Below are 20606 nucleotides of genomic sequence, written 5' to 3'. Positions count from 1 at the left end.
GATGGAGTGGTCACTTTGCATATGAAGAGAATGGTTCTTGGGGACCTAAATTAGATGGAGTTGTTCGTCCATGGGGGAATGTTGTGGACAACCAACAATTGTTAAAGCCTTTTAAAGCTCAGAAAGATAATTTGAAGGATTTCTATGATTTAGGAACAACTTTAAATAACTCTGTTTCTATTAGTGGTGGAAATGATAATTCTACTTTCTATGCATCATTCAATAATGTTGATGCTGATGGTATTATCCCAACTGATGCTGACTCGTACAAGAGAAATGCATTTAGCTTGAAAGGAACTACCAAATACAATAACCTGACTGTTTCTGCTACGATGAACTATATTCGCAAAAAAGCGAAGTCTGTTGCAACAGGTCAAGGTTCAAGTACTGGTGCTACCTTATTTCAGGAGTTAACGCAAATTCCCAGAGATGTGAGTATTGTAGATATGAAGGATTATAATAATAAATTCTACAATGTTGACAATTTTTATACTCCGTATGCTCAAAATCCATATTTCGTAATAAACGAGAATGGTAATGACTATACTTCTGATAGAGTTTATGGAAATGTGAGTTTGGATTATGAATTTACTTCAGACTTATCGGCTACATTTAGAGCTGGTACAGATGTTACCAATTCAATGTTAAAGGACTGGCAAGCAATTGGACGTCCAAAAGCAGGAAGTCCAAATTCAAGTAGAACTCCAGATGTTGGAGGTGTAATGGAACAATCCGTTCATAGTAGAGAAGTGAACACAGACTTGATCCTTAAATACAACAAAGATATTAATGAAGATATCAATTTGAATGTACTTGCTGGTTGGAATGTGAATCAAAATAATTATAGAAGACATGAGAGTTCTATTGAAGAACTAACTATTCCTAATTTCTATAATTTATCTAATACTCCAAATCCTGCTAAAACAGAAACCTACGAGTCTAAGAAAAGACTTTATGGTGTTTATGGTCAGTTGGATGCATCTTATAAAGACTTCTTGTTTTTAACTTTGGTTGCTCGTAATGACTGGTCTTCTACTTTACCAAAAAATGATAATTCATTTTTCTACCCTGGTGTTAGTTTAGGATTTATTCTTACTGATGCAGTAGAGTCCTTGAAGTCAAATGTATTATCATTTGCTAAACTTAGAACTAGTTGGGGTAAAACTGGTAATGATGCAGATCCTTATCAAATTTATAACACCCTTGTTTCTGGAAGTGCTTATGGTGGTTTCGGAAGTTTAGTATTTCCATTGAAAGGTGTTCCAGGATTTGAAATTTCAAATCAATTGGGAAATACAGGATTACAGCCTGAGTTAACAACAGAGATGGAATTTGGTATGGATGTTCGCTTTTTTAATAGCCGTTTAGGTATTGATGCTGCATACTATAGCAAAAAGACTGATGGACAAATTTTACCAGTTGATATAGCAGCTACTACTGGATATACTTCAAAAATTGTAAACTTTGGTAAAGTTGAGAATAAAGGTATTGAGTTGTCTGTAAATATTATCCCGGTTAAAACTAAAGATTTCCAATGGGATATGACTTGGAACTATTCAAGAAACCGAAATAAAGTTCTTGAATTACCTGCAGGATTGGACAAAGTATCTATCTATAGTGCTTATGGAATTGAGTTTAATGCTGAAGTTGGTAAGCCAATTGGTGTTTTTAAAGGACAAACTTTTAAGAAATCTCCAAATGGTAATATTATCGTAAATTCTAGTACTGGTATTCCATTGGAAGGTCCTAAAGAAGATTATGGTACTGCAGAACGTGATTTCCAAATGGGATTAGTGAATAACTTGAAGTATAAGAACTGGCGTTTGGGTTGGTCATTAGATTATCGTCAAGGTGGTTTAATGTATTCATATACTGCTAGACTTAACTATTTCGTAGGTAATGCAACCAAAACAACTTATAACGATCGTAACCCATTTGTGGTTCCAAATTCTGTAGTTGACAATGGTGATGGAACTTATTCTGCAAATACTACTGCTGTGCCTAAATCAAGAATTAATGAGTATTGGAATCAAACCAATAACCCAGGTATGTCTCAAGAGCACGTTTTAGATAAAACATATGTGAAGTTAAGAGATGTTACACTATCGTATTCATTTAATGAAGCGTTGTTGAAACAAACTCCATTTACTCAATTGTCTCTTACCGCTTACGGTAAAAACCTTTTCATTTGGACTCCATCTGAAAACAACTTTGTTGATCCAGAGGGTTCAACCTATGGAAATGATTTGAGAAGTGAATTCGGTGAATTTGCTGGAGGACCTTCTGTTCGTAGTTTCGGTCTTTCTTTGAAAGCTTCATTTTAATTAATAGGTAGAAAATACAAGAATCATGAATAAAATATTTAGATATATACTAGGTTTCGCAATGATCGCATCATTGGGGAGCTGTGAGAAGAATTTTTTGGATGTAAATACAGATCCAAATAATCCACCTGCAGAGGTGGGTACTCCTGCCTTGATTTTCCCTTCTGCTGTTGCATCTACTGCAGTACGCGTTGGTGGAGAATATGCTATCTTAGGTGGTATGTGGTCACAATACTGGACACAGAGTAATGCAGCAAATCAATACAAATTTATTGATGCTTATAATGTTACTTCCGATAAATTTAGAGGATCTTTTAATGAAATGTTCTCGGGTGCTTTAAACGATTATAATTTCGTAATTACAAAATCTCAAGAAGATGAAGATTGGATCTTTTTCTTAATGGGAACTGTGATGAAAGCTTATAGTTATGAGGTTATGGTTGACCTATATGATAAAGTTCCTTATACAGAAGCTTTTCAGGGGGATGCTAATCTAACTCCAAAATATGATGACGGAGCCTTTATTTACCGTGAGTTAATTAAGGAGATTGATAATGCATTAGCAAAAGATTTCAGTGCTATTACAAACACTGTTCCAGATAAAGCTGATTTTATTTTTAATGGTGATGCTACTAAGTGGAAACAATTTGCAAACACTTTAAAATTGAAGCTTTATTTAAGAATGGTGAATGCATTTCCAGCTGAAGCTAAAGCAGGTGTTGAATCTGTATTTGCAAATGGAATTGGTTTCTTGACTGAAGATGCTGCTATGACTCAATTCGAAGATGCTCCAGATAAAAGTAATCCATTTTACGAGTATAATTATCGTCAGTTAAATGTGGCAACTAACTTAAAGGCTAGTAAAACTTTAATGTCGTGGTTAGAAGCGAATGGTGACCCTCGTTTGGATGTGCTTTTTACTCCAGGTACAGGAGGACAAGCTTCTTTGGATCAAGGAAACTTCAATGTGTCTTCAACAGTTGTTGTTCCTACTTCAATTTCGGTTGCTAAGCAATCTGCTGTAGAACCAGTTAGATTTATTTCTGCTGCTGAATCATATTTTATGCAAGCTGAGGCTGTGGCTCGTTATGGTGTTGCAGGTGATGCAAAAGCTTTATATGATCTTGGTGTTCAAGCTGCATTCAATGAGTTTGCTTTTGATCCTGAGTTATATAAAGATGAATTGCCAAACTTAGATCCAACAGCTTTATTAGCTTCTGGTGGTGCTTATGAATATCCTAATGGAACATTTGAGGAGAATTTGGAAGCAATCATCACTCAAAAATGGGTATCATGTGTTGGTTCTCATGCTTTAGAAGGATTCATGGAGAAAAACAGAACTGGTTATCCAAAAACAAGTACTGTTTATTCGGATGAAATTTCTTATGTTCCTGGCCGATTTGTTTATTCTAAAGAAGGAATTACCAGCGGTTTATTCCCAAAGAGATTGATTTTCTCCGGGGATGAATATTCAAGAAATCCAAATACACCTACTGAAGTGCCTGTTACTGAGAATGTTTGGTGGGCTAAATAATTAAAATTTATTAAGATGAAAAAAATATTATTATATAGTTTTCTTTTGACTTTGTTCTTTGGTGTTGTTTCTTGCGACAAAGAAACAGAAGATATCTCAAGAGTTACAACTTATGCTGCCATTACATATGAAGGTGATGCTGTTGTTTATGTTGAAAAAGGAGGATCTTTTACTCCTTCCGCAACATCTTCCGGAGGGGAAGATGTAACAATTACAGAATCTGTTGATGTTAATAAACCTGGTTTTTATAATGTTTCCTATTCAGCAACTAATGTTGATGGATTTGATGCTGTCGTTGATCAATTGGTAATAGTTTATGAGGAAGATGACGTTTTGGCAGGTGTTTATGATGGAATCCGTGAAGGTAAAAATGGAGGAATTGTTTTAATTTACTCTAATGGAGATGGAACATATTCTTGTAGTGATTTAATTGGAGGATATTATCAGTTTGGAAAAGGATATGGAGCAAAATATGCTTCGCCAACTTCTAAAATGGAAATTACTGGAAATATTATCACTGCAGATCCAGGAGCTGCAACACCTTGGGGATCTTGGGATCTTTCTAATGGAGTTAAGAATGGAAATGTTTTGACTTGGAAAACAACTCTTATAGATGATGGTTTTGGGTTTAATGTTCAGTTAACTAAGAAATCTTTTTAGAAATTATAAAATTTAAATTTTATGAAATTAAAATATATTATTTTATTGGTATTCAGCATGGGTTTATTTGCCTCTTGTGATCCCAATGATACTATGGATACACCAAAGACCGAATTTACTGGTCCCGGACAATTCTTACAAGGAGAATGGTTTGTTACTTATACTGATGCTAATACTGGTGCTGTTAAGGCAACACATTCCAAAATATCCACTTTTAATACTGCATCTAACGATAAAAATATGATGTGGGTAGACGACGATAAAAATTATTGGGGTCTGAAAAGTGTCGTTAACTGTGATCCTGAGACCAATACTTTTTCAGGAGAAGATGTGGATGAATTATATTTTGGTATAAAGGTTAATATCAAAAATGGTAAAGTTTTACCTGGAGCTGGTACTACAGCAGCAGGTAATGTAACGGATAGTATTTATATGGAAATAGACTATTTTGATGTTAAATCTGATGGTACTATTCAGGAAACAAATCGGATAGCTGCAGGGGTTAGACGAACTGGTTTTTTAGAAGACGAGTAGCAAGGATTCTATACAGAAAAACGAGAGGCTTCCATTTATGGAGGCCTCTTTTTTTTGCTTAATCTATAAATAAAGCACACTTTAATAAGCGATTGGACTAGCGGGGATTTTTAAATCAAAAATTTACCTTTTAGTAGCAAATCTCATGTTTATCTAGACTTAATCTATTCAAAATCAAAGCATTTATGTTTGAGGGTGGTCGTGTAACTTTTTCTGATACAAACGTTTGCGAATAATCTTCAAATTTTGCTTATAATTCTTGCCTAAAATAGGGGAAACGCTACCTTTATCCATGTTTAATAACATGATCATTCGGTCTGTTAGTAAAACAAAATCAAAAGAAATAAACAAACAAAACAATAGAATTAAAGCAAGATTAATTCATAAAGTCAYGAGTCAAAAGACAAAAGTCATTGAAAAGGAAGAGGTTGTAATTCGATTCTCCGGAGATTCTGGAGATGGGATGCAGCTTACGGGAACACAATTTTCCGATACTTCCGCCCTATTTGGTAATGATGTTGCTACATTTCCCGATTACCCTGCTGAAATCAGGGCTCCACAGGGAACCGTAGGAGGAGTTTCAGGATTCCAGTTACACTTCGGACATAAAGAAGTGAATACTCCGGGTGATTATGCCGATGTGTTGGTGGCTATGAATCCTGCAGCGCTAAAAGCCAATTTAAAATGGGTAAAAGCTAGTGGAACTATCATTGTTAATGAGGATAGCTTTACCGATAGAAATTTGGAAAAAGCTGGTTATGATTCCGATCCTTTGCAGGATGATAAACTTGCCGATTATAATTTGATAAAAGCAAGAATCACTTCTATGACGAAGGAATGTTTGAAAGATTCAGAGTTAGATCAAAAAAGCGTGCTTAGGAGTAAAAATATGTTCGCACTAGGAATGGTGTATTGGATTTTCGATCGTCCCCTTGAACATACCAAACAGTTTATCGAGACCAAGTTTAAAAAGCACCCTTTGGTAGTTGAGGCTAATAAGCAGGTATTGAAGGCTGGTTTTAATTTCGCAAAGACAATTGAAGCACTATCCTATAATTATAGTGTTTTGCCTGCCAAGATAAAGAAAGGAACCTATCGGAATATTACAGGAAATAAAGCTACAGCCTGGGGATTAATAGCTGCTGCAGAAAAAGCAAAGTTAAATCTTTTTTGTGGTTCGTATCCAATTACTCCGGCTACCGAAATCCTTCATGAACTGGCTTTACGTAAAGATTTAGGGGTAAAAACCTTTCAGGCCGAAGATGAAATTGCTGGTATCTGTACCGCTATCGGTGCTAGTTTTGTTGGTAATCTTGCTGTAACAACTACATCAGGACCAGGATTGGCATTAAAAACAGAAGCTGCAGGTCTTGCTGTAATTACCGAGCTGCCATTGGTGATTGTTAATGTACAGCGTGGAGGACCTTCCACAGGATTACCTACCAAAACGGAACAATCGGATTTGATGCAGGCCATACATGGTAGAAGCGGAGAATCACCACTTCCTGTGATTGCTGCCAGCACTCCTTCAAATTGTTTCGATTATGCATTTAAAGCTGCTAAGATTGCTTTGGAGCATATGACTCCGGTAATTCTGTTAACCGATGGTTTTATTGCAAATGGTGCAGAGCCATGGAGAATTCCAAAAATGGAGGATATGCCTTTTATCGAAGCTCCTTTTGCTAAGGAAGGCGATGAATTTCAGCCATATGCAAGGGATAAAGAGAAATTAGCCAGGAAATGGGCTGTTCCGGGCACCAAAGGTTTAGAACATCGTATTGGAGGTTTGGAAAAAATGGATGTGACAGGTACTGTTTCTTATGTGCCGGAAAATCATCAGCTAATGTCTGATATAAGAGAAGAAAGAATACATAGAATTGCTAATTTCATTCCTGAGCTGGAGGTAATAGGAAATAAGGATGCTGATGTATTGGTTGTTGGATGGGGTGGTACCTATGGTCACCTAATCACAGCAGTTCGCGAACTACAAGAAGATGATAAAGATATCGCCTTGGCTCATTTCAATTATATTGTGCCACTACCAAAGAATACCGAAGAGGTTCTGAAGCGCTACAAAAAAATTATTGTATGTGAATTGAATAATGGTCAGTTTGCTGAATATCTGAAGAGTAATTTCCAGGCTTTTAAATTTGAAGAATACAATAAGTTAGAAGGATTACCATTTACAGTGCTAGAGTTAAAAAAGAGGTTTAATCAATTATTGGAGGAGAAATAGTCATGGCAGATACAGTTGTTAAGACACAAAATCCTGTGAAACTTACTCCTAAAGATTTTAAGAGTGATCAGGAAGTGAGATGGTGTCCCGGATGTGGAGATCATGGAATATTAGTTTCCGTTCAAAAGGCCATGGCTGAGATGGGAATTCCCAAAGAAAAGTTTGCAGTAATATCGGGTATTGGTTGTTCGTCTCGTTTCCCTTATTACATGAATACGTATGGTTTTCATACCATTCATGGAAGGGCAGCAGCGATTGCTTCTGGTGCTAAAGCAGCAAATCCCGATTTGGAAATTTTACAAATATCCGGTGACGGAGATGCTTTAGCTATTGGTGGAAATCATTTTATTCATGCTATAAGGCGTAATATTGATATGACAATACTTCTCTTTAATAATGAGATTTATGGTCTTACCAAAGGACAATATTCACCAACTTCCAAGCAAGGAATGATTACAAAAACTTCTCCTTTTGGAACCATTGAGGAACCTTTCCATCCAGGAGAATTGGCTTTGGGCGCACAGTCAAAATACTACGCCCGAACTATCGATACCAATATCAAGTTAACTACCGAAATACTTCTTTCTGCATCCAAACACAAGGGAACATCTATTGTTGAGGTGCTACAGAATTGTGTAATTTACAATGACGGAGCACATTCCTTGATTACGGCTAAGGATAAAAAGGATGATTATCAGTTAATCTTGAAGCATGGTGAGCACATGATTTTTGGTAAGAACAGAGACAAAGGATTGATTCTGGGAGGAAGTGGGAAATTAGTTGTGGTAAATGTCGGTGAACATGGAATCGCAGAACAAGATATCCTTATTCATGATGCACACAACCCCGATCCACATATGGCTTGGTTATTATCAAATATGAGTGCTCCGGAATATCCTGTAGCTTTAGGTGTTATTCGTGATGTTGCAGCACTTTCCTATGATGAGAAAATGACACAGCAGATTAAAGACGTTCAGGCTACCGCCAAGATTAAATGCGTTGACGATCTATTAAATAGTGGGGACACATGGGATGTTGATTAGCAGGAGTCCTGTTTAGTAAATAAGAGATAGAGAGAGGAGGAAACGATAAGTTTCCTCCTACTTTTTTATCAATTATTTTATATATTTTCGCTGCATAATTAGGTGTTGGATGACCTAATGTATTAAATTACCAACATTTACTATTGCTGAACAATTAGTTTATAACTGAAGCAACAAACAACAACAAACATAAACATATCTGCCATGGATGAGATTTCGATTTCCAAAATCTATAAACGGAAAAAAAGCGACCGTGACATATTTCAGGAGTTAATGCCATTTAAGGTAAAAGAAATTTTACTGATAGCAACCTATTACGATGCTTATACCATTGTTCGGGAAGGACAGTTTTCAGATAAAATTGTAGGAGAATATCTACAGTTAAATCTTTATGCCGCACCTAGATTTACTAGTGTCGCAACTCATGACGAGGCAATGGAAGCATTGGAAAATCGCAATTACGATATGGTGATTCTTATGGCAGGTCTCGACAAGGAATCTCCACTCGAATTAAGCCAGCATATTAAAAAGGTGAATGCTGATATTCCCGTGTTAATTCTTGTAAATAACAATAGCGATTTAGCTTATTTTGATAAGGCTGCCGATAAGATTAAAAATAATATCGACCGGGTATTCGTATGGAACGGATCTACCAAGATATTTATGGCCATGACCAAATATATCGAGGATAAGATGAATCTCGAAACAGATACGAGAAGTGGAGATGTTCGTGTAATTTTATTAGTAGAAGACTCGGTGAAGTACTACTCCCGCTATCTTCCATTATTATATACATCGGTGATGACCCAAACACAGAAAGTAATTTCTGATGAAGGGGAAATAGAGGAGATGCATAAGATTTTGAAGATGCGTGCCCGTCCAAAGGTAATTCTGGTAAGTACATTTGAAGATGCTGTAGAAGTCGTTGACAAGTATCTCAACAATTTACTTTGCGTGATCTCCGATGTACGTTTTGCAAGAGATGGGGCACTGGACGATGATTCTGGTGTAGATTTGATCAAATATGTGCAGGCAAAGAACATGAAGATACCATGTTTAATGCAATCTCACGATACGAATAATGCCATCCGAGCCATGCAGGTAGATGCCGATTTTATCAATAAAAATAGCGATACCTTGGCCTTGGATATTTACAACTTCATCTATACAAAACTAGGATTCGGAGATTTTGTCTTTAGAAATCAGAGTGGAACTCGTGTAGCAATTGCCAAGTCGATGGATGAGTTTGAGGAGAAACTGAAATACGTACCAGACGAATCCTTACTCTTCCATTCCAAAAGAAATGGTATTTCTACCTGGCTAATGGCACGTGGAGAAATCAATGTAGCCAAAAAACTTCGTCGCTATCAGATTGAAGATTTTCGTTCGGTGAAAGATCTCCGTAAATTTTGTTTGGATGTTTTTGAAGCTTCCCGAATCAAGCAGTTGCGTGGGAAAATTATCAAATTCAGACCCAATATCGTTAACTCGAATCATTATATCATTCGCTTGGGGCGTGGTTCGCTCGGAGGAAAAGGTCGTGGATTGGCCTTCCTGAGTAACTTTATCGAAAATATTTATTTTAAGAAATTAATCAAAGACATTAATATATCTATTCCTCAGACTGCTATTATTGGAGTGGATGAATACGATAATTTTATCGAGAAAAATGATCTGTACGACAAGATTTATATCGATAAGAACTACAAAAAAGTAAAGGATTTATTCCTGAAAGGCGACATTCCGGATCATTTGGTAGTTAAATTGCGTCAGTATTTGGAGGAAATGCACCAGCCAATTGCTGTGCGATCTTCCGGATTGTTCGAAGATTCTCTAATGCAGCCATTCGCCGGAGTTTATGCTACCTTTTTATTACCCAATAACGATCCGGATATCGAGGTTCGTTTGCAGCAACTAACAACTTCCATAAAACTGGTTTACGCCTCCATTTTCACCCCCGAAGCACAATCCTATTTTAGCGCAGTTGACTATAAAATCGAAGAAGAAAAAATGGCTGTGATCATTCAGGAAGTGGTTGGTCAGGAATACAATGGTAAATATTATCCGAATATTAGTGGCGTAGCTCAATCCTACAATTATTACCCATTTGCTTATATGAAACCCGAAGATGGTTTTGCAGTGATAGCAATTGGTCTGGGAAAATATGTAGTAGGAGGTGAGAAAACACATCGTTTTTGTCCGCAGCATCCTAAGTTACAACTGGCATCTATCGAGGATCAAATTAAGGATTCGCAGAAATATTTCTATGCCATTGATATGAATAACAGAGATATTAATTTAGAGCGTGATGGAGAGGATGCAGTTACCATTAAGTACGAATTAGCCGATGCCGAAAAGGATGGAAATCTACTTCACTGTGCTTCCGTTTACGATTATCAAAACGATAGGCTAGAGCCGGATTTGAGCATAAGAGGCCCGCGTGTTGTTGATTTTGCCAATATCTTAAAATACAACCAGGTGCCGGTTGCACATGCACTAAATGTTCTTTTGAATATATTCAAACAAGCCATGGGTGCACCAATAGAAATAGAATTTGCACTCGATCTTAGTAAAGGGAAAGATAGTTTACCTACCTTTTATTTACTGCAAATTAAGCCCCTGATTCGCCAGGCCATGAGTGTGGATATTGATCTATCTAAAGTAAATAAAGATCAACTATTGATGCTTGCCAACAAAGGTATGGGGAACGGGAAGGTAGAACATATCCGCGATGTTATTTTTATGGATTTGGACAAGTTTGATCGAACAAAAACAGAAGATATGGCCGGGGAGATGGCTGAGATCAATCAGAAAATGAAGGAGCAAGGTTTGCAATACATCTTGTTTGGTCCCGGACGATGGGGAACCAGGGATAAATTCACAGGCATACCAGTGCTGTGGTCTCAAATCTCCAACGCAAAGGTAATTGTAGAGCAAGGTTTAGATGACTTTCCTTTGGATGCCTCCTTAGGATCTCACTTTTTCCACAATGTAACCTCCATGAATGTTGGATATTTTTCGGTACGGAACAATTCGGAGCAAAATTTTGTAAACATGGAAGTGCTCCAAAAACAAAAGATTATCGATCAGGTTCATTATTTCAAACATGTGCGATTTAAAGAGCCTTTAGAAATACTAATGGACGGGAAGAAACAAACCAGTGTTATTAGTTTTAAATAATTAAGAGGAGGCCACAAGCCTCCTTTTTTTCTGGGCGTAACCCTGCGGGTCGGGCTGTTCGCTATATCTTTTGCTACGTTCCTTCGCAAAAGGATGCCGCTGCCATCCCTTACGCAAGTAGTGCAGGTTTTTGCGCTCGCATTCGGGTTTGTCTTACTTGTAAATAGCTGTCATCAGTTCTTTTCCAGTTCAATCTACTTCGTTAGAATGTAGGATGCTTGCTCATGCCATTATCACTTATAAATTATCAAAGCGATATTAATAATTATCCAGATATCAGAATTGATTTTTATAAATATGTAGTGAATTACTTCTTGTATGATGGAAAACTATATTAATATCGCGTAAATATCTATTAAAATAGATAAAATTCATATATAGATAGAGGAAAATACAACTAAAATAGAGGAAGCACCTATCAGAATAGAGGAAGCACCTATCAGAATAGAAGGAGTTCCTATCAGAATAGAGGAAGATACTACTAGGATAGAAGGAGCACCTATCAGAATAGAGGGAGATACCACCAGAATAGAAGGAGCTTCTATCCGAATAGAGGGAGTACCTATTTAAATTGAAAAAATCATCATAAATATAGAGCAAAACAAGAAATATTTATTGAAAGTCTCAATTTAATGGCGGTTTACATTAGTATTGTCATGGAGTAATTATACTTGGAAACTTATGAAATTAAGTGGCAGCCTTCCCAAAAAAAAAAGACCATCCGGGAAAGATGGTCTTTTAAATATGTTTTAGTAGCTGTTAAGCCTGATAGGAGTTAACTCCTGCAGTCTCCATCTTGCGATCTACTTTTTTCACTAAGCCCTGAATAACTTTTCCGGGACCAACTTCGGTGAATAATGTTGCACCATCGGCAATCATATTCTCTAAAGTTTGAGTAAAACGAACCGGAGCAGTTAATTGTGCCACCAAATTCTTTTGAATCTCAGCAGGATCGGAAATTGGTTTTGCATTCACATTTTGGTATACCGGACAAATAGGAGTAGAGAAAGTTGTGTTCTTAATTGCAGCTTCTAATTCAATTCTTGCAGGCTCCATTAAGGGAGAGTGGAAAGCACCACCCACTTTTAATGGTAAAGCTCTTTTTGCTCCAACTTCTTTCAATTTCTCACAAGCAATTTCGATTCCTTTCATGCTGCCGGAAATTACCAATTGTCCCGGACAGTTAAAGTTTGCAGGAACAACGATTTCGTCAATTTCCTCGCATACTTTCACTACAGTGTCATCATCTAAACCAATGATAGCTGCCATAGTCGATTCCTCCATTTCGCAGGCTTTTTGCATGGCCAAAGCACGTTGGGAAACCAAGCGTAAGCCATCTTCAAAAGTTAAAGTTCCATTGGCAACCAAAGCAGAAAATTCACCCAACGAGTGACCTGCAACCATTTCTGGTTTAAAATCATCGCCTAAAGTTTTGGCAAGAATCACAGAGTGTAAGAATATTGCTGGCTGTGTTACTTTTGTTTGTCTTAGATCTTCATCGACTCCTTCAAACATCAAATCGGTAATGCGGAAACCTAAAATATCGTTCGCTTTTTCGAAAAGCTCCTTTGCAAGCTTCGAATTTTCGTACAGGTCTTTTCCCATACCTACAAATTGGGCGCCTTGCCCTGGAAATACATATGCTTTCATACGCTTAAATTGCTTTTTCAATTAATATCTCAATCACAAAAATACTGGTTGAGTCGTTTTTTGATGATTGTTTACGTGTTGAGTTCTTACTTTATTATGGGCACAAATATATCTAATCCATTCGCAACCTGCAATTATCGTGTAAATACAGCTTCTATCTTTGTTTAATTTATGAAAGGGAACTATAGCGCAGTCGCAATAATATAAGCTGGTGTATAAAGCGCAATAAAAAATAAAATGGTATTACTTTCTTTCAGTAATACCATTTTTATATGCTGCTATAAGAAGCTTATGCCTTGATGCAAAATTGTATTTGCATTGTTTGTATTAAATTGTTTTTGCTGAGATCAGGCGAATAAATTCTTCGCGTGTAGCTACCTTTTGAAAGGCTCCGGTAAAATCGGAAGTGGTAGTAATAGCATTCTGTTTTTGAACTCCCCGCATCGACATACACATATGTTGTGCTTCGATAACCACAGCCACACCAAGCGGATTAAGTGTATCCTGAATACAGTCTTTGATTTGTGTGGTTAACCGTTCCTGAACCTGAAGACGTCGGGCAAAAGCGTCAACCACTCTGGCAATCTTACTCAAACCGGTAATGTGACCATTAGGAATGTAGGCAACATGAGCTCTTCCCACAAAAGGCAACATGTGGTGTTCGCACATGGAATACACCTCTATATCCTTTACGATTACCATTTGTTTGTAGTCTTCCTGGAACATTGCCGATCGTAGTATATCTTCGGGTTTACTATGGTAACCCTGTGTTAAGAATTGCATGGCTTTGGCAACGCGCAAAGGAGTTTTTAATAATCCTTCTCGTTCGGCATCTTCTCCTAATAATTCCAATACCTTTTTATAATGATACATCAGCTCTTCTGTGGTTTCCTGATTGTATTTTTCTATTTTTGTGAACCCTTTATTATCGTATCCGTTGAGTGAAAATTCCATCTGTCCCTGTGTTTTTAATATATCGTATTTCAATTTGCAAAATAAGTATAAATTTCAGCTATAAAACAAACTTTTAGCTGCTTTGTTTTAATCAAGTTCTTGTATACATGGAAATTCTAATTATAACTGCCAGCTTTGAGAGTCTGAAATCTTTTGTAGGTAATTTAAAATTAATAGAGAATTTAGGTAAGAATTATGCGCGTTTTCAATTTCAGGATAGGGAAATTGATGTTCTTATTTCTGGGTTTGGAAGTACAGTACTAAGTCAGCAACTTACCAAGGCCCTGATGCATAAATCTTACGATTTAGTATTACAATTAGGCGAATGTTATTCCTTAAAGGAAACTATCCCAAAAGAGCATTTTGTTTGCATTATCGATGATTACTTTGGCGATTTAGGTATTGGCGAAAAGGAGAAATATCAATCGGTTTTCGATATAAATCTTCAGCAAAAAAACGAATTCCCATTTCGAAATGAGATTCTGGAAAATCAACAACATTTCCCGGGTATCTTTCGTGATTTTAAAAAGGTAAGCGGAATTTCTTGCGGTAGAATACCTTATAGTTTGTTCGACCTTTCCGGAGCCTATCTTAAAAATCACCCTGATGTGATATCCCGGGAGGCTGCGAGTGCATTATATATCTGCCTGACAGAAAAAGTGAAATTAGTTCAGTTATTCTATGTTGTTGAAAGAATAGAGGAAGTAGAAATGATAACATCCAATCATGGGGAATATACTTATTCGTTTTCCGAATTTCTTCAGAGTACGCTGGATGAATTATTCGAAACGCACTAAAACAGCTTTTTTGTAGTACACCGCCTGAAAAATACCACGAGCCAGCATAAATCCCAACATAGCAATCCATAAAGCATGATTTCCGAGGAAACCACTTAGAAAATAGTAGAGCGGAATAAAGATAAGCAGTGTGGCAGCCATCATTGTTTTTCGCATATAGGCTGAAGCCGTTGCGCCGATAAAAATACCATCCATAAGGAAGGATGTGAAGCTTAGTAAGGGTAATAAGATAATCCATATCAGATAAGCTTGAGCATCAGCAATCGTAGATGCCGCATTGGTTAAAAGAGAAAGCATGGAGTTTCCTCCAAAAGCATAGGCAATGGTAAATAAAATGCTAATAACAGTTCCCCAAATAAAAAGTAATCGTATCACTTTCTCGAAATGCTTGTTATTCTTCGCTCCAATATATTTGCCAACCAAGGCTTCGGCAGCAAAAGCAAATCCATCCATAAAATAGGAGAATATAAATAAAAATTGGAGTAGGAGGGAGTTTACTGCAAGAATATTTTTATTGGTATTGGCTGATTCAGTCGTAAAAAAGGTGAAAACAAAGATAATGCATAAGGTCCTGATGAAGATATCTTTATTCACGACAACAAAATATTTCAACTCTTTAATTTTTATCATGCCCTTTATGCTCCAGTATTTGAATAGGCGGCTGTAATAACGAAGCACAAAATAAATGGCTAAAAATAATCCGCAGTATTGCGCTATTAGGGTTCCCAACGCAACACCTTGTGCTTCCATGTTTAATTCAAAAACAAAGTAATAGGAAAGGGAGATATTGATGATATTACTTACCACCGCAATAATCATAGGAGCTTTGGCATTTTGCATACCGATAAACCATCCCGAAAAGGCATAGAGACCTATGGTAGCCGGAGCAGCCCAAACTCGTATGTAGTAATACGATTTGGCAATATGCTCTACAGATACTTCACTATTGATAATCCAAAAACTAAGATCTGCGATAGGTTTTTGCAGCACAATAATAAAGATACTTCCAAGCAAGGCAACGAATAATGCTCTAGACAAGGAAAGAATGCTTTCGTGAAGATTTCTGGCGCCGAAGGCTTGAGCGGTAATCCCGGTTGTTCCCATTCGAAGAAATGCAAATCCCCAGTAAAGAAAGTTAAATATAGTGCCTCCCAATGCTATCGCCCCAATAAAATCAACCTTGCCCAAATGTCCCATCAATGCCAGATCTACCAATCCCAATAATGGAATGGTGATATTACTTACAATGTTTGGAATGGCAATATTCAGAATTCTTCGATTCACACTTATAGTATTATTTATTAGAGCACGAAAGTAGCTAAAAATCTTGTATTGGGAAGGATAGGAGAATAATCGCAAATAAAAGACAAAAAAGTCTTAAATAATTTGCAAGTGATATTTTTAAAAATTAGTTTTGTTTTAGACTTAATAAAAATAACGCAAGAATAATATAACAGTTTAATATATGGCTTTTAAATTACCAGAATTACCATACGCTTACGATGCTTTAGAACCTCATATTGATGCTAGAACAATGGAAATCCATCATAGCAAGCATCATGCAGGATATACAAATAATTTAAATGCTGTGGTTGATGGAACCGAGCTTGAAGGAAAAAGTATCGAAGCAATATTATCAAACATTTCTAAACTATCGGTAGCAGTTAGAAATAATGGAGGTGGTTTTTTCAATCACGATTTATTTTGGAAGGTAATGTCTCCCAATGGAGGCGGAAAGCCAAGCGGAAGTTTAATGTCTGCTATTGAAAAGGACTTTGGTTCTTTCGATTCTTTTAAAGCAAAATTTGCCAAAGCTGCAGCAACACGTTTCGGATCAGGTTGGGCATGGCTGGTAAAACAAGCCGATGGAAAATTGGTTGTTACTTCTACTGCGAATCAGGATAATCCATTGATGGATCTTGCAGAAGTAAAAGGAACACCGGTTTTAGGATTAGATGTTTGGGAACACGCATATTATTTGAAATTTCAGAATAGAAGACCTGATTACATTTCTGTTTTTTGGGATGTAGTCAATTGGGAGGAAGTGGCTAAACGCTTTCAGGATTAGTTTTGTTTATTGTTTTTTTGATTTTGGGACCGATTCTCTTTTTGAGAATCGGTCTTTTTCTTTAGAGTGTTGAAAGCTTTTCCTTCTGATGAATTGGGTCGATGAAGAAACCCGGAAAGTCTTTGTTGAAGTACTTGCAATTCTGTTGAAAAAGTGAATTTTTATAGTGAACTTGTTAGGTAAATCAAAACAAATAAAATAATGAAACACAACCTACCTGAATTGCCTTATGGTTTGGCGGAACTAGAACCATTTATTAGTCAAAAAACCTTAGAATTTCACTATGGAAAGCATCATCAGGCATATGCTAATAATTTAAATAAGCTAATAAAGGATACACCCTTTGAAAATTCAAGTTTGGAAGATATTGTGAAGCAATCTGAAGGAGCTATTTTTAACAATGGAGCCCAGGTTTTTAATCACAGCTTTTATTTTTTGGCATTAAAGCCCAATGGAGGAGGACAACCAAAGGGTAAATTAATGGATGCCATCAAACAATTTTTTACATCCTTTGAATCTTTTAAAGATGAATTTTCTAAATCGGGAGCTACTTTATTTGGTTCTGGATGGGCATGGTTGGTTGTCGACAACAATGGAAAGCTCAGCATTATTCAAAAATCAAATGCAGGTAATCCTTTGCGGGATGGCTACAAGCCAATTCTTACTATGGATGTGTGGGAGCATGCCTATTATTTGGATACTCAAAATGCACGCCCCAAGTATATCGAAAACTATTGGAATCTGGTGAATTGGGAAGTCGTACAAAAACGATTTGAAGAATAGCAAATCTGATGGAAAAAACACTGTGGTATTTTTACCACAGTGTTTTTTTATTTAAAATCCTACTGAGATTCCCCCTTTAATGTAAAGGTTATGGTTTAGCTTATAATCTACTACGGTATTTTGTCCATCCTGAAAATTAAATTGGCGATAAAAGGTATATCCTGAGTTGAGATTCAGTTTAATCATTTTGGTGATTTTTTGATTTAAGAATAATCCTCCACCAATATTCATGATTTTGATATTATCAATTTTGGAATTATTTCCATCGTAAGCAATATCATTGGTAAGAGTAAAATTCTCTCCCATTACAAAAAGATTGGTTCCAATAGTTGTCGCAGATGACAATTGATATTGTATGTCAAATCGGGGGAATCCAAAATTAATAGTCCATTTCTGATTGGGCTTCCACATCAAGCTAGCGATAGGGATAGGAGTAGGTGCACCAAGTGTTGTGGAATATAAAGCACCAAGACTAAGTACTAAATTTCTTTTTTTATTTATTGGTTTGGAAAATAATGCCATTCCAAATAACCGAATTTCATCCCAGTTTACACTTGATTGAAAATTAGAGGAAATGTTGGGACTAATAAAAGCGGTGAAGTACCAACCTTTTTTTAGCGGTTTAGAAAAACACAGAGTATAGGCAATGCTGTGGAAACTTTCAAGTTCCGTTCCACTAAATGGTTTTATTCCATAGTCGATATTTGTTCTGGCATAACGAAGCGATTGAATTAATCGCAAACCCGGTTTTTTTAGCTTTATAGGAAAGGATGCCCGAATTTCATATTTTTCGAATGTAATATCGCCACTGGCGTCGGAGTTACTTTTTCCAATAAAGGAGTAGTCCGATCCAAATATTTCCTTCTGCATCTGAGCTTGCAGATCTATCGTAAGGCTCACCAGTAATAAAGATAATAGGATAATTTTGTTCTTCATTGCAATTAAATTTAGAGTTTAATATTCCTGATAGGAATATCAATTTTATGCATGATAATAATAGGCAGTGGGCTGATTTATTTTGAAACACTCCAAAAGCAAATATGTTTTAGAATTTCATTATTCTCTTGCTTTTGTACTATAAAACTGTTGATCTTTACAATGCTTAAAAAATTATCCAGGCATAACTATTATTCTCTTCGAACAATATTGTATTTCCTTTAAAATAAAGAAGAAATACTATTGACGATTTTTTTGATCGCTAAAGAAAAATCAATTAATTTATAGTGTAGTGGAGATTATTCTATTTGGAAATGCAAAATAAGCTTTATTTATTTTTATTTAATATTAAAGAATGTTAAAAGATTTAGTTTTAAAAAATAGAAGTTACCGGAGATTTTATGAATCAGAATCAATTTCTCTGGATCAGATTCGTTCGTGGATTAATTTGGCTCGACTGGGTGCTTCCGGAAGAAATGCACAAACATTAAAGTATAAAATTATTCTTTCGGAGAAGAAAAAGAAGCATGTTTTTGATACCTTGGCTTGGGCAGGATATTTGAAGGATTGGAATGGACCGGTAGAGGGAGAAAGACCTGCAGCATACGTTATTATGCTGAATGATGAGAAAATTGGGAAGAATTATTTTTGTGATGATGGTATTGCTGTACAGAATTTATTATTGGGTGCTGTAGAGAGTGGATTTGGAGGTTGTATTTTAAGAGCATTTAAGGAGACAGATTTGCGTGCTGTATTAGATCTTCCGGATCAGTACAAAATAATTCAGGTGCTTGCTTTGGGAAAACCTAAAGAGGAAGTTGTAGTGGAGGATATTCAGGATGGAAATTTTAAATATTGGAGGGATGAAAACCAGATTCATCATGTGCCAAAACGGACTTTGCAGGAATTGATTCTGGAGGTAATATAAGAATTCGTGGAACCAAAGACGAAATGAATTAATCTCGTCGATCAAAAAAATTAGCAGATGAAAAAATTAATGTGTAGTTGTTTGATAGTGTTTTGTTTCCTTTTACTTGGGGAATTTGCAAATGCTCAAAAAATCAGAACGGATTCTATATTCTTTACAGGGGCTGTTATGGATCAAAAAGATTTAAGTCCTCTACCATATGCACATTTTCGTGTCAATGAGAAAAGAGCTGGAACATCCAATGGTTTTGGAAGATTTTCCTTTTGGGTAAATTCCGGAGATACGATTCATTATTCTTATGTGGGATATCATGATATTCGTGTAATCATTAGTGATAGTTTAAAGAAGGAAACTTATTTATTTGGGGTGTTTATGTCAAAAGATACTGTTGCTTTGCAAGAAGTACTTATTCTACCTCGATTTGGAGATTTTAAACAAGCTTTTATGAATTCGAAAGTGAATACGCCGGAATATGTTCGAGCTAAGAATAATATAAATTCTGCAACTTACGAGGCTTTAACAAAACGACCCGAAAAAATGGATGCGAAAGCAAACACTGATATGCTGATTCATCAACACATTGTGCAAAATGAAAATAAAGCTATGGTGCCGGCGGATATGATGGTTGGAGTGAGTACGGGGAGAACATTACCTGAACTTCAGCGAATCAAAAGAAAGAAAAAATTAAAGATTCCTGATGATATTATTACGGATAAAGAGATCAATACTTTAAAGCAGATGTATCGATATGGAATAAAAAAATAACAAAAAAAAGCGGTGATTATCACCGCTTTTTTTGTTAACCTCTGTTAAAAAGAGCTTTTATAATTAGGAGGGCACTGAAAATCCCCTTTAAATTTCCATCGGGGTGAAAATATATAAGGTTGTAGAATGAGTATTTCACATACTTCCAGCTACAACCTTATTTTTTTGAAGTAAATTCCTGGTGCCTCAAATCGACGCTATTTGAGTTTTTATA

At 36.2% G+C, this 20606-nt stretch carries 16 protein-coding genes; 12 read left to right on the top strand and 4 right to left on the bottom strand.

The features are described 5' to 3' along the window. From DLK05_RS15865 to DLK05_RS15835, 7 genes are all read left to right on the top strand, one after another. On the top strand, positions 1-2324 hold a 2324-nt coding region (locus DLK05_RS15865), incomplete at its 5' end, for a TonB-dependent receptor domain-containing protein (protein ID WP_127344990.1). 25 nt (positions 2325-2349) lie between these two features. Continuing rightward, positions 2350-3858, top strand: a complete 1509-nt coding sequence (locus tag DLK05_RS15860; RefSeq protein ID WP_127344989.1) for a SusD/RagB family nutrient-binding outer membrane lipoprotein — start codon at positions 2350-2352, stop codon at positions 3856-3858. 15 nt (positions 3859-3873) lie between these two features. Then, complete coding sequence (locus DLK05_RS15855) at positions 3874-4518, top strand: BT_2262 family domain-containing protein (RefSeq protein ID WP_127344988.1); 645 nt, start codon at positions 3874-3876, stop codon at positions 4516-4518. A 21-nt stretch (positions 4519-4539) separates the two neighbouring features. After that, complete coding sequence (locus DLK05_RS15850; RefSeq protein ID WP_127344987.1) at positions 4540-5052, top strand: lipid-binding protein; 513 nt, start codon at positions 4540-4542, stop codon at positions 5050-5052. Positions 5053-5356: 304 nt separating this feature from the next. Beyond that, a complete protein-coding gene (locus DLK05_RS15845; protein ID WP_127344986.1) occupies positions 5357-7288 on the top strand; it encodes a 2-oxoacid:acceptor oxidoreductase subunit alpha in 1932 nt (643 codons plus the stop codon). A 2-nt stretch (positions 7289-7290) separates the two neighbouring features. After that, positions 7291-8331: a 2-oxoacid:ferredoxin oxidoreductase subunit beta gene (locus DLK05_RS15840; RefSeq protein ID WP_127344985.1), complete on the top strand. Its 1041-nt coding sequence runs from the start codon at positions 7291-7293 to the stop codon at positions 8329-8331. A 204-nt stretch (positions 8332-8535) separates the two neighbouring features. After that, the gene (locus tag DLK05_RS15835; protein ID WP_127344984.1) at positions 8536-11511 is read left to right on the top strand and encodes a PEP/pyruvate-binding domain-containing protein; all 2976 of its coding nucleotides are present in this window, start codon (positions 8536-8538) and stop codon (positions 11509-11511) included. A 759-nt stretch (positions 11512-12270) separates the two neighbouring features. On the opposite strand, the gene fabD is transcribed toward DLK05_RS15835, so the two are convergent. Together fabD and folE are read right to left on the bottom strand one after the other, a co-directional pair. Then, a complete protein-coding gene (fabD, locus tag DLK05_RS15830; protein ID WP_127344983.1) occupies positions 12271-13161 on the bottom strand; it encodes an ACP S-malonyltransferase in 891 nt (296 codons plus the stop codon). Between the two features lie 327 nt (positions 13162-13488). Beyond that, complete coding sequence (folE, locus tag DLK05_RS15825) at positions 13489-14115, bottom strand: GTP cyclohydrolase I FolE (protein WP_127344982.1); 627 nt, start codon at positions 14113-14115, stop codon at positions 13489-13491. A gap of 107 nt (positions 14116-14222) precedes the next feature. On the opposite strand from folE, the gene DLK05_RS15820 reads away from it, so the two are divergent. Continuing rightward, a complete protein-coding gene (locus tag DLK05_RS15820; protein WP_127344981.1) occupies positions 14223-14912 on the top strand; it encodes a nucleoside phosphorylase-I family protein in 690 nt (229 codons plus the stop codon). Here the strand turns inward: DLK05_RS15820 and DLK05_RS15815 are convergent. Continuing rightward, a complete protein-coding gene (locus tag DLK05_RS15815; protein ID WP_127344980.1) occupies positions 14895-16196 on the bottom strand; it encodes an MATE family efflux transporter in 1302 nt (433 codons plus the stop codon). The two genes, DLK05_RS15820 and DLK05_RS15815, sit on opposite strands and share 18 nt — an antisense overlap. Positions 16197-16377: 181 nt before the next feature. On the opposite strand from DLK05_RS15815, the gene DLK05_RS15810 reads away from it, so the two are divergent. Both DLK05_RS15810 and DLK05_RS15805 read left to right on the top strand, forming a co-directional pair. Next, on the top strand, positions 16378-16980 hold the full coding sequence (locus tag DLK05_RS15810) for a superoxide dismutase (protein WP_127344979.1): 603 nt from the start codon (positions 16378-16380) through the stop codon (positions 16978-16980). 201 nt (positions 16981-17181) lie between these two features. After that, positions 17182-17763, top strand: a complete 582-nt coding sequence (locus DLK05_RS15805; protein ID WP_127344978.1) for a superoxide dismutase — start codon at positions 17182-17184, stop codon at positions 17761-17763. Positions 17764-17814: 51 nt separating this feature from the next. On the opposite strand, the gene DLK05_RS15800 is transcribed toward DLK05_RS15805, so the two are convergent. Continuing rightward, complete coding sequence (locus DLK05_RS15800; protein ID WP_127344977.1) at positions 17815-18699, bottom strand: DUF6268 family outer membrane beta-barrel protein; 885 nt, start codon at positions 18697-18699, stop codon at positions 17815-17817. A 355-nt stretch (positions 18700-19054) separates the two neighbouring features. On the opposite strand from DLK05_RS15800, the gene DLK05_RS15795 reads away from it, so the two are divergent. Together DLK05_RS15795 and DLK05_RS15790 are read left to right on the top strand one after the other, a co-directional pair. Then, on the top strand, positions 19055-19627 hold the full coding sequence (locus DLK05_RS15795) for a nitroreductase family protein (protein WP_127344976.1): 573 nt from the start codon (positions 19055-19057) through the stop codon (positions 19625-19627). A gap of 57 nt (positions 19628-19684) precedes the next feature. Continuing rightward, positions 19685-20392, top strand: a complete 708-nt coding sequence (locus DLK05_RS15790; RefSeq protein WP_127344975.1) for a peptidase associated/transthyretin-like domain-containing protein — start codon at positions 19685-19687, stop codon at positions 20390-20392. Positions 20393-20606: the final 214 nt, after the last annotated feature.

Origin of the sequence: Ancylomarina longa (assembly GCF_003996985.1) — a bacterium.
Taxonomy (GTDB): Bacteria; Bacteroidota; Bacteroidia; order Bacteroidales; family Marinifilaceae; genus Ancylomarina_A; species Ancylomarina_A longa.
Note: the sequence above shows the minus strand (reverse complement) of the source record. Positions and strands in the feature narration are given on the sequence as shown.

Bases quoted from the DNA above. Each gene is read 5' to 3' on its own strand.
- DLK05_RS15790 (WP_127344975.1), top strand. From the start codon at position 19,685: ATGAAAAAATTAATGTGTAGTTGTTTGATAGTGTTTTGTTTCCTTTTA.
- DLK05_RS15840 (WP_127344985.1), top strand. From the start codon at position 7,291: ATGGCAGATACAGTTGTTAAGACACAAAATCCTGTGAAACTTACTCCT.
- folE (WP_127344982.1), bottom strand. From the start codon at position 14,115: ATGGAATTTTCACTCAACGGATACGATAATAAAGGGTTCACAAAAATA.
- DLK05_RS15860 (WP_127344989.1), top strand. From the start codon at position 2,350: ATGAATAAAATATTTAGATATATACTAGGTTTCGCAATGATCGCATCA.
- DLK05_RS15855 (WP_127344988.1), top strand. From the start codon at position 3,874: ATGAAAAAAATATTATTATATAGTTTTCTTTTGACTTTGTTCTTTGGT.
- DLK05_RS15805 (WP_127344978.1), top strand. From the start codon at position 17,182: ATGAAACACAACCTACCTGAATTGCCTTATGGTTTGGCGGAACTAGAA.
- DLK05_RS15835 (WP_127344984.1), top strand. From the start codon at position 8,536: ATGGATGAGATTTCGATTTCCAAAATCTATAAACGGAAAAAAAGCGAC.
- fabD (WP_127344983.1), bottom strand. From the start codon at position 13,161: ATGAAAGCATATGTATTTCCAGGGCAAGGCGCCCAATTTGTAGGTATG.
- DLK05_RS15800 (WP_127344977.1), bottom strand. From the start codon at position 18,699: ATGAAGAACAAAATTATCCTATTATCTTTATTACTGGTGAGCCTTACG.
- DLK05_RS15810 (WP_127344979.1), top strand. From the start codon at position 16,378: ATGGCTTTTAAATTACCAGAATTACCATACGCTTACGATGCTTTAGAA.
- DLK05_RS15795 (WP_127344976.1), top strand. From the start codon at position 19,055: ATGTTAAAAGATTTAGTTTTAAAAAATAGAAGTTACCGGAGATTTTAT.
- DLK05_RS15820 (WP_127344981.1), top strand. From the start codon at position 14,223: ATGGAAATTCTAATTATAACTGCCAGCTTTGAGAGTCTGAAATCTTTT.
- DLK05_RS15850 (WP_127344987.1), top strand. From the start codon at position 4,540: ATGAAATTAAAATATATTATTTTATTGGTATTCAGCATGGGTTTATTT.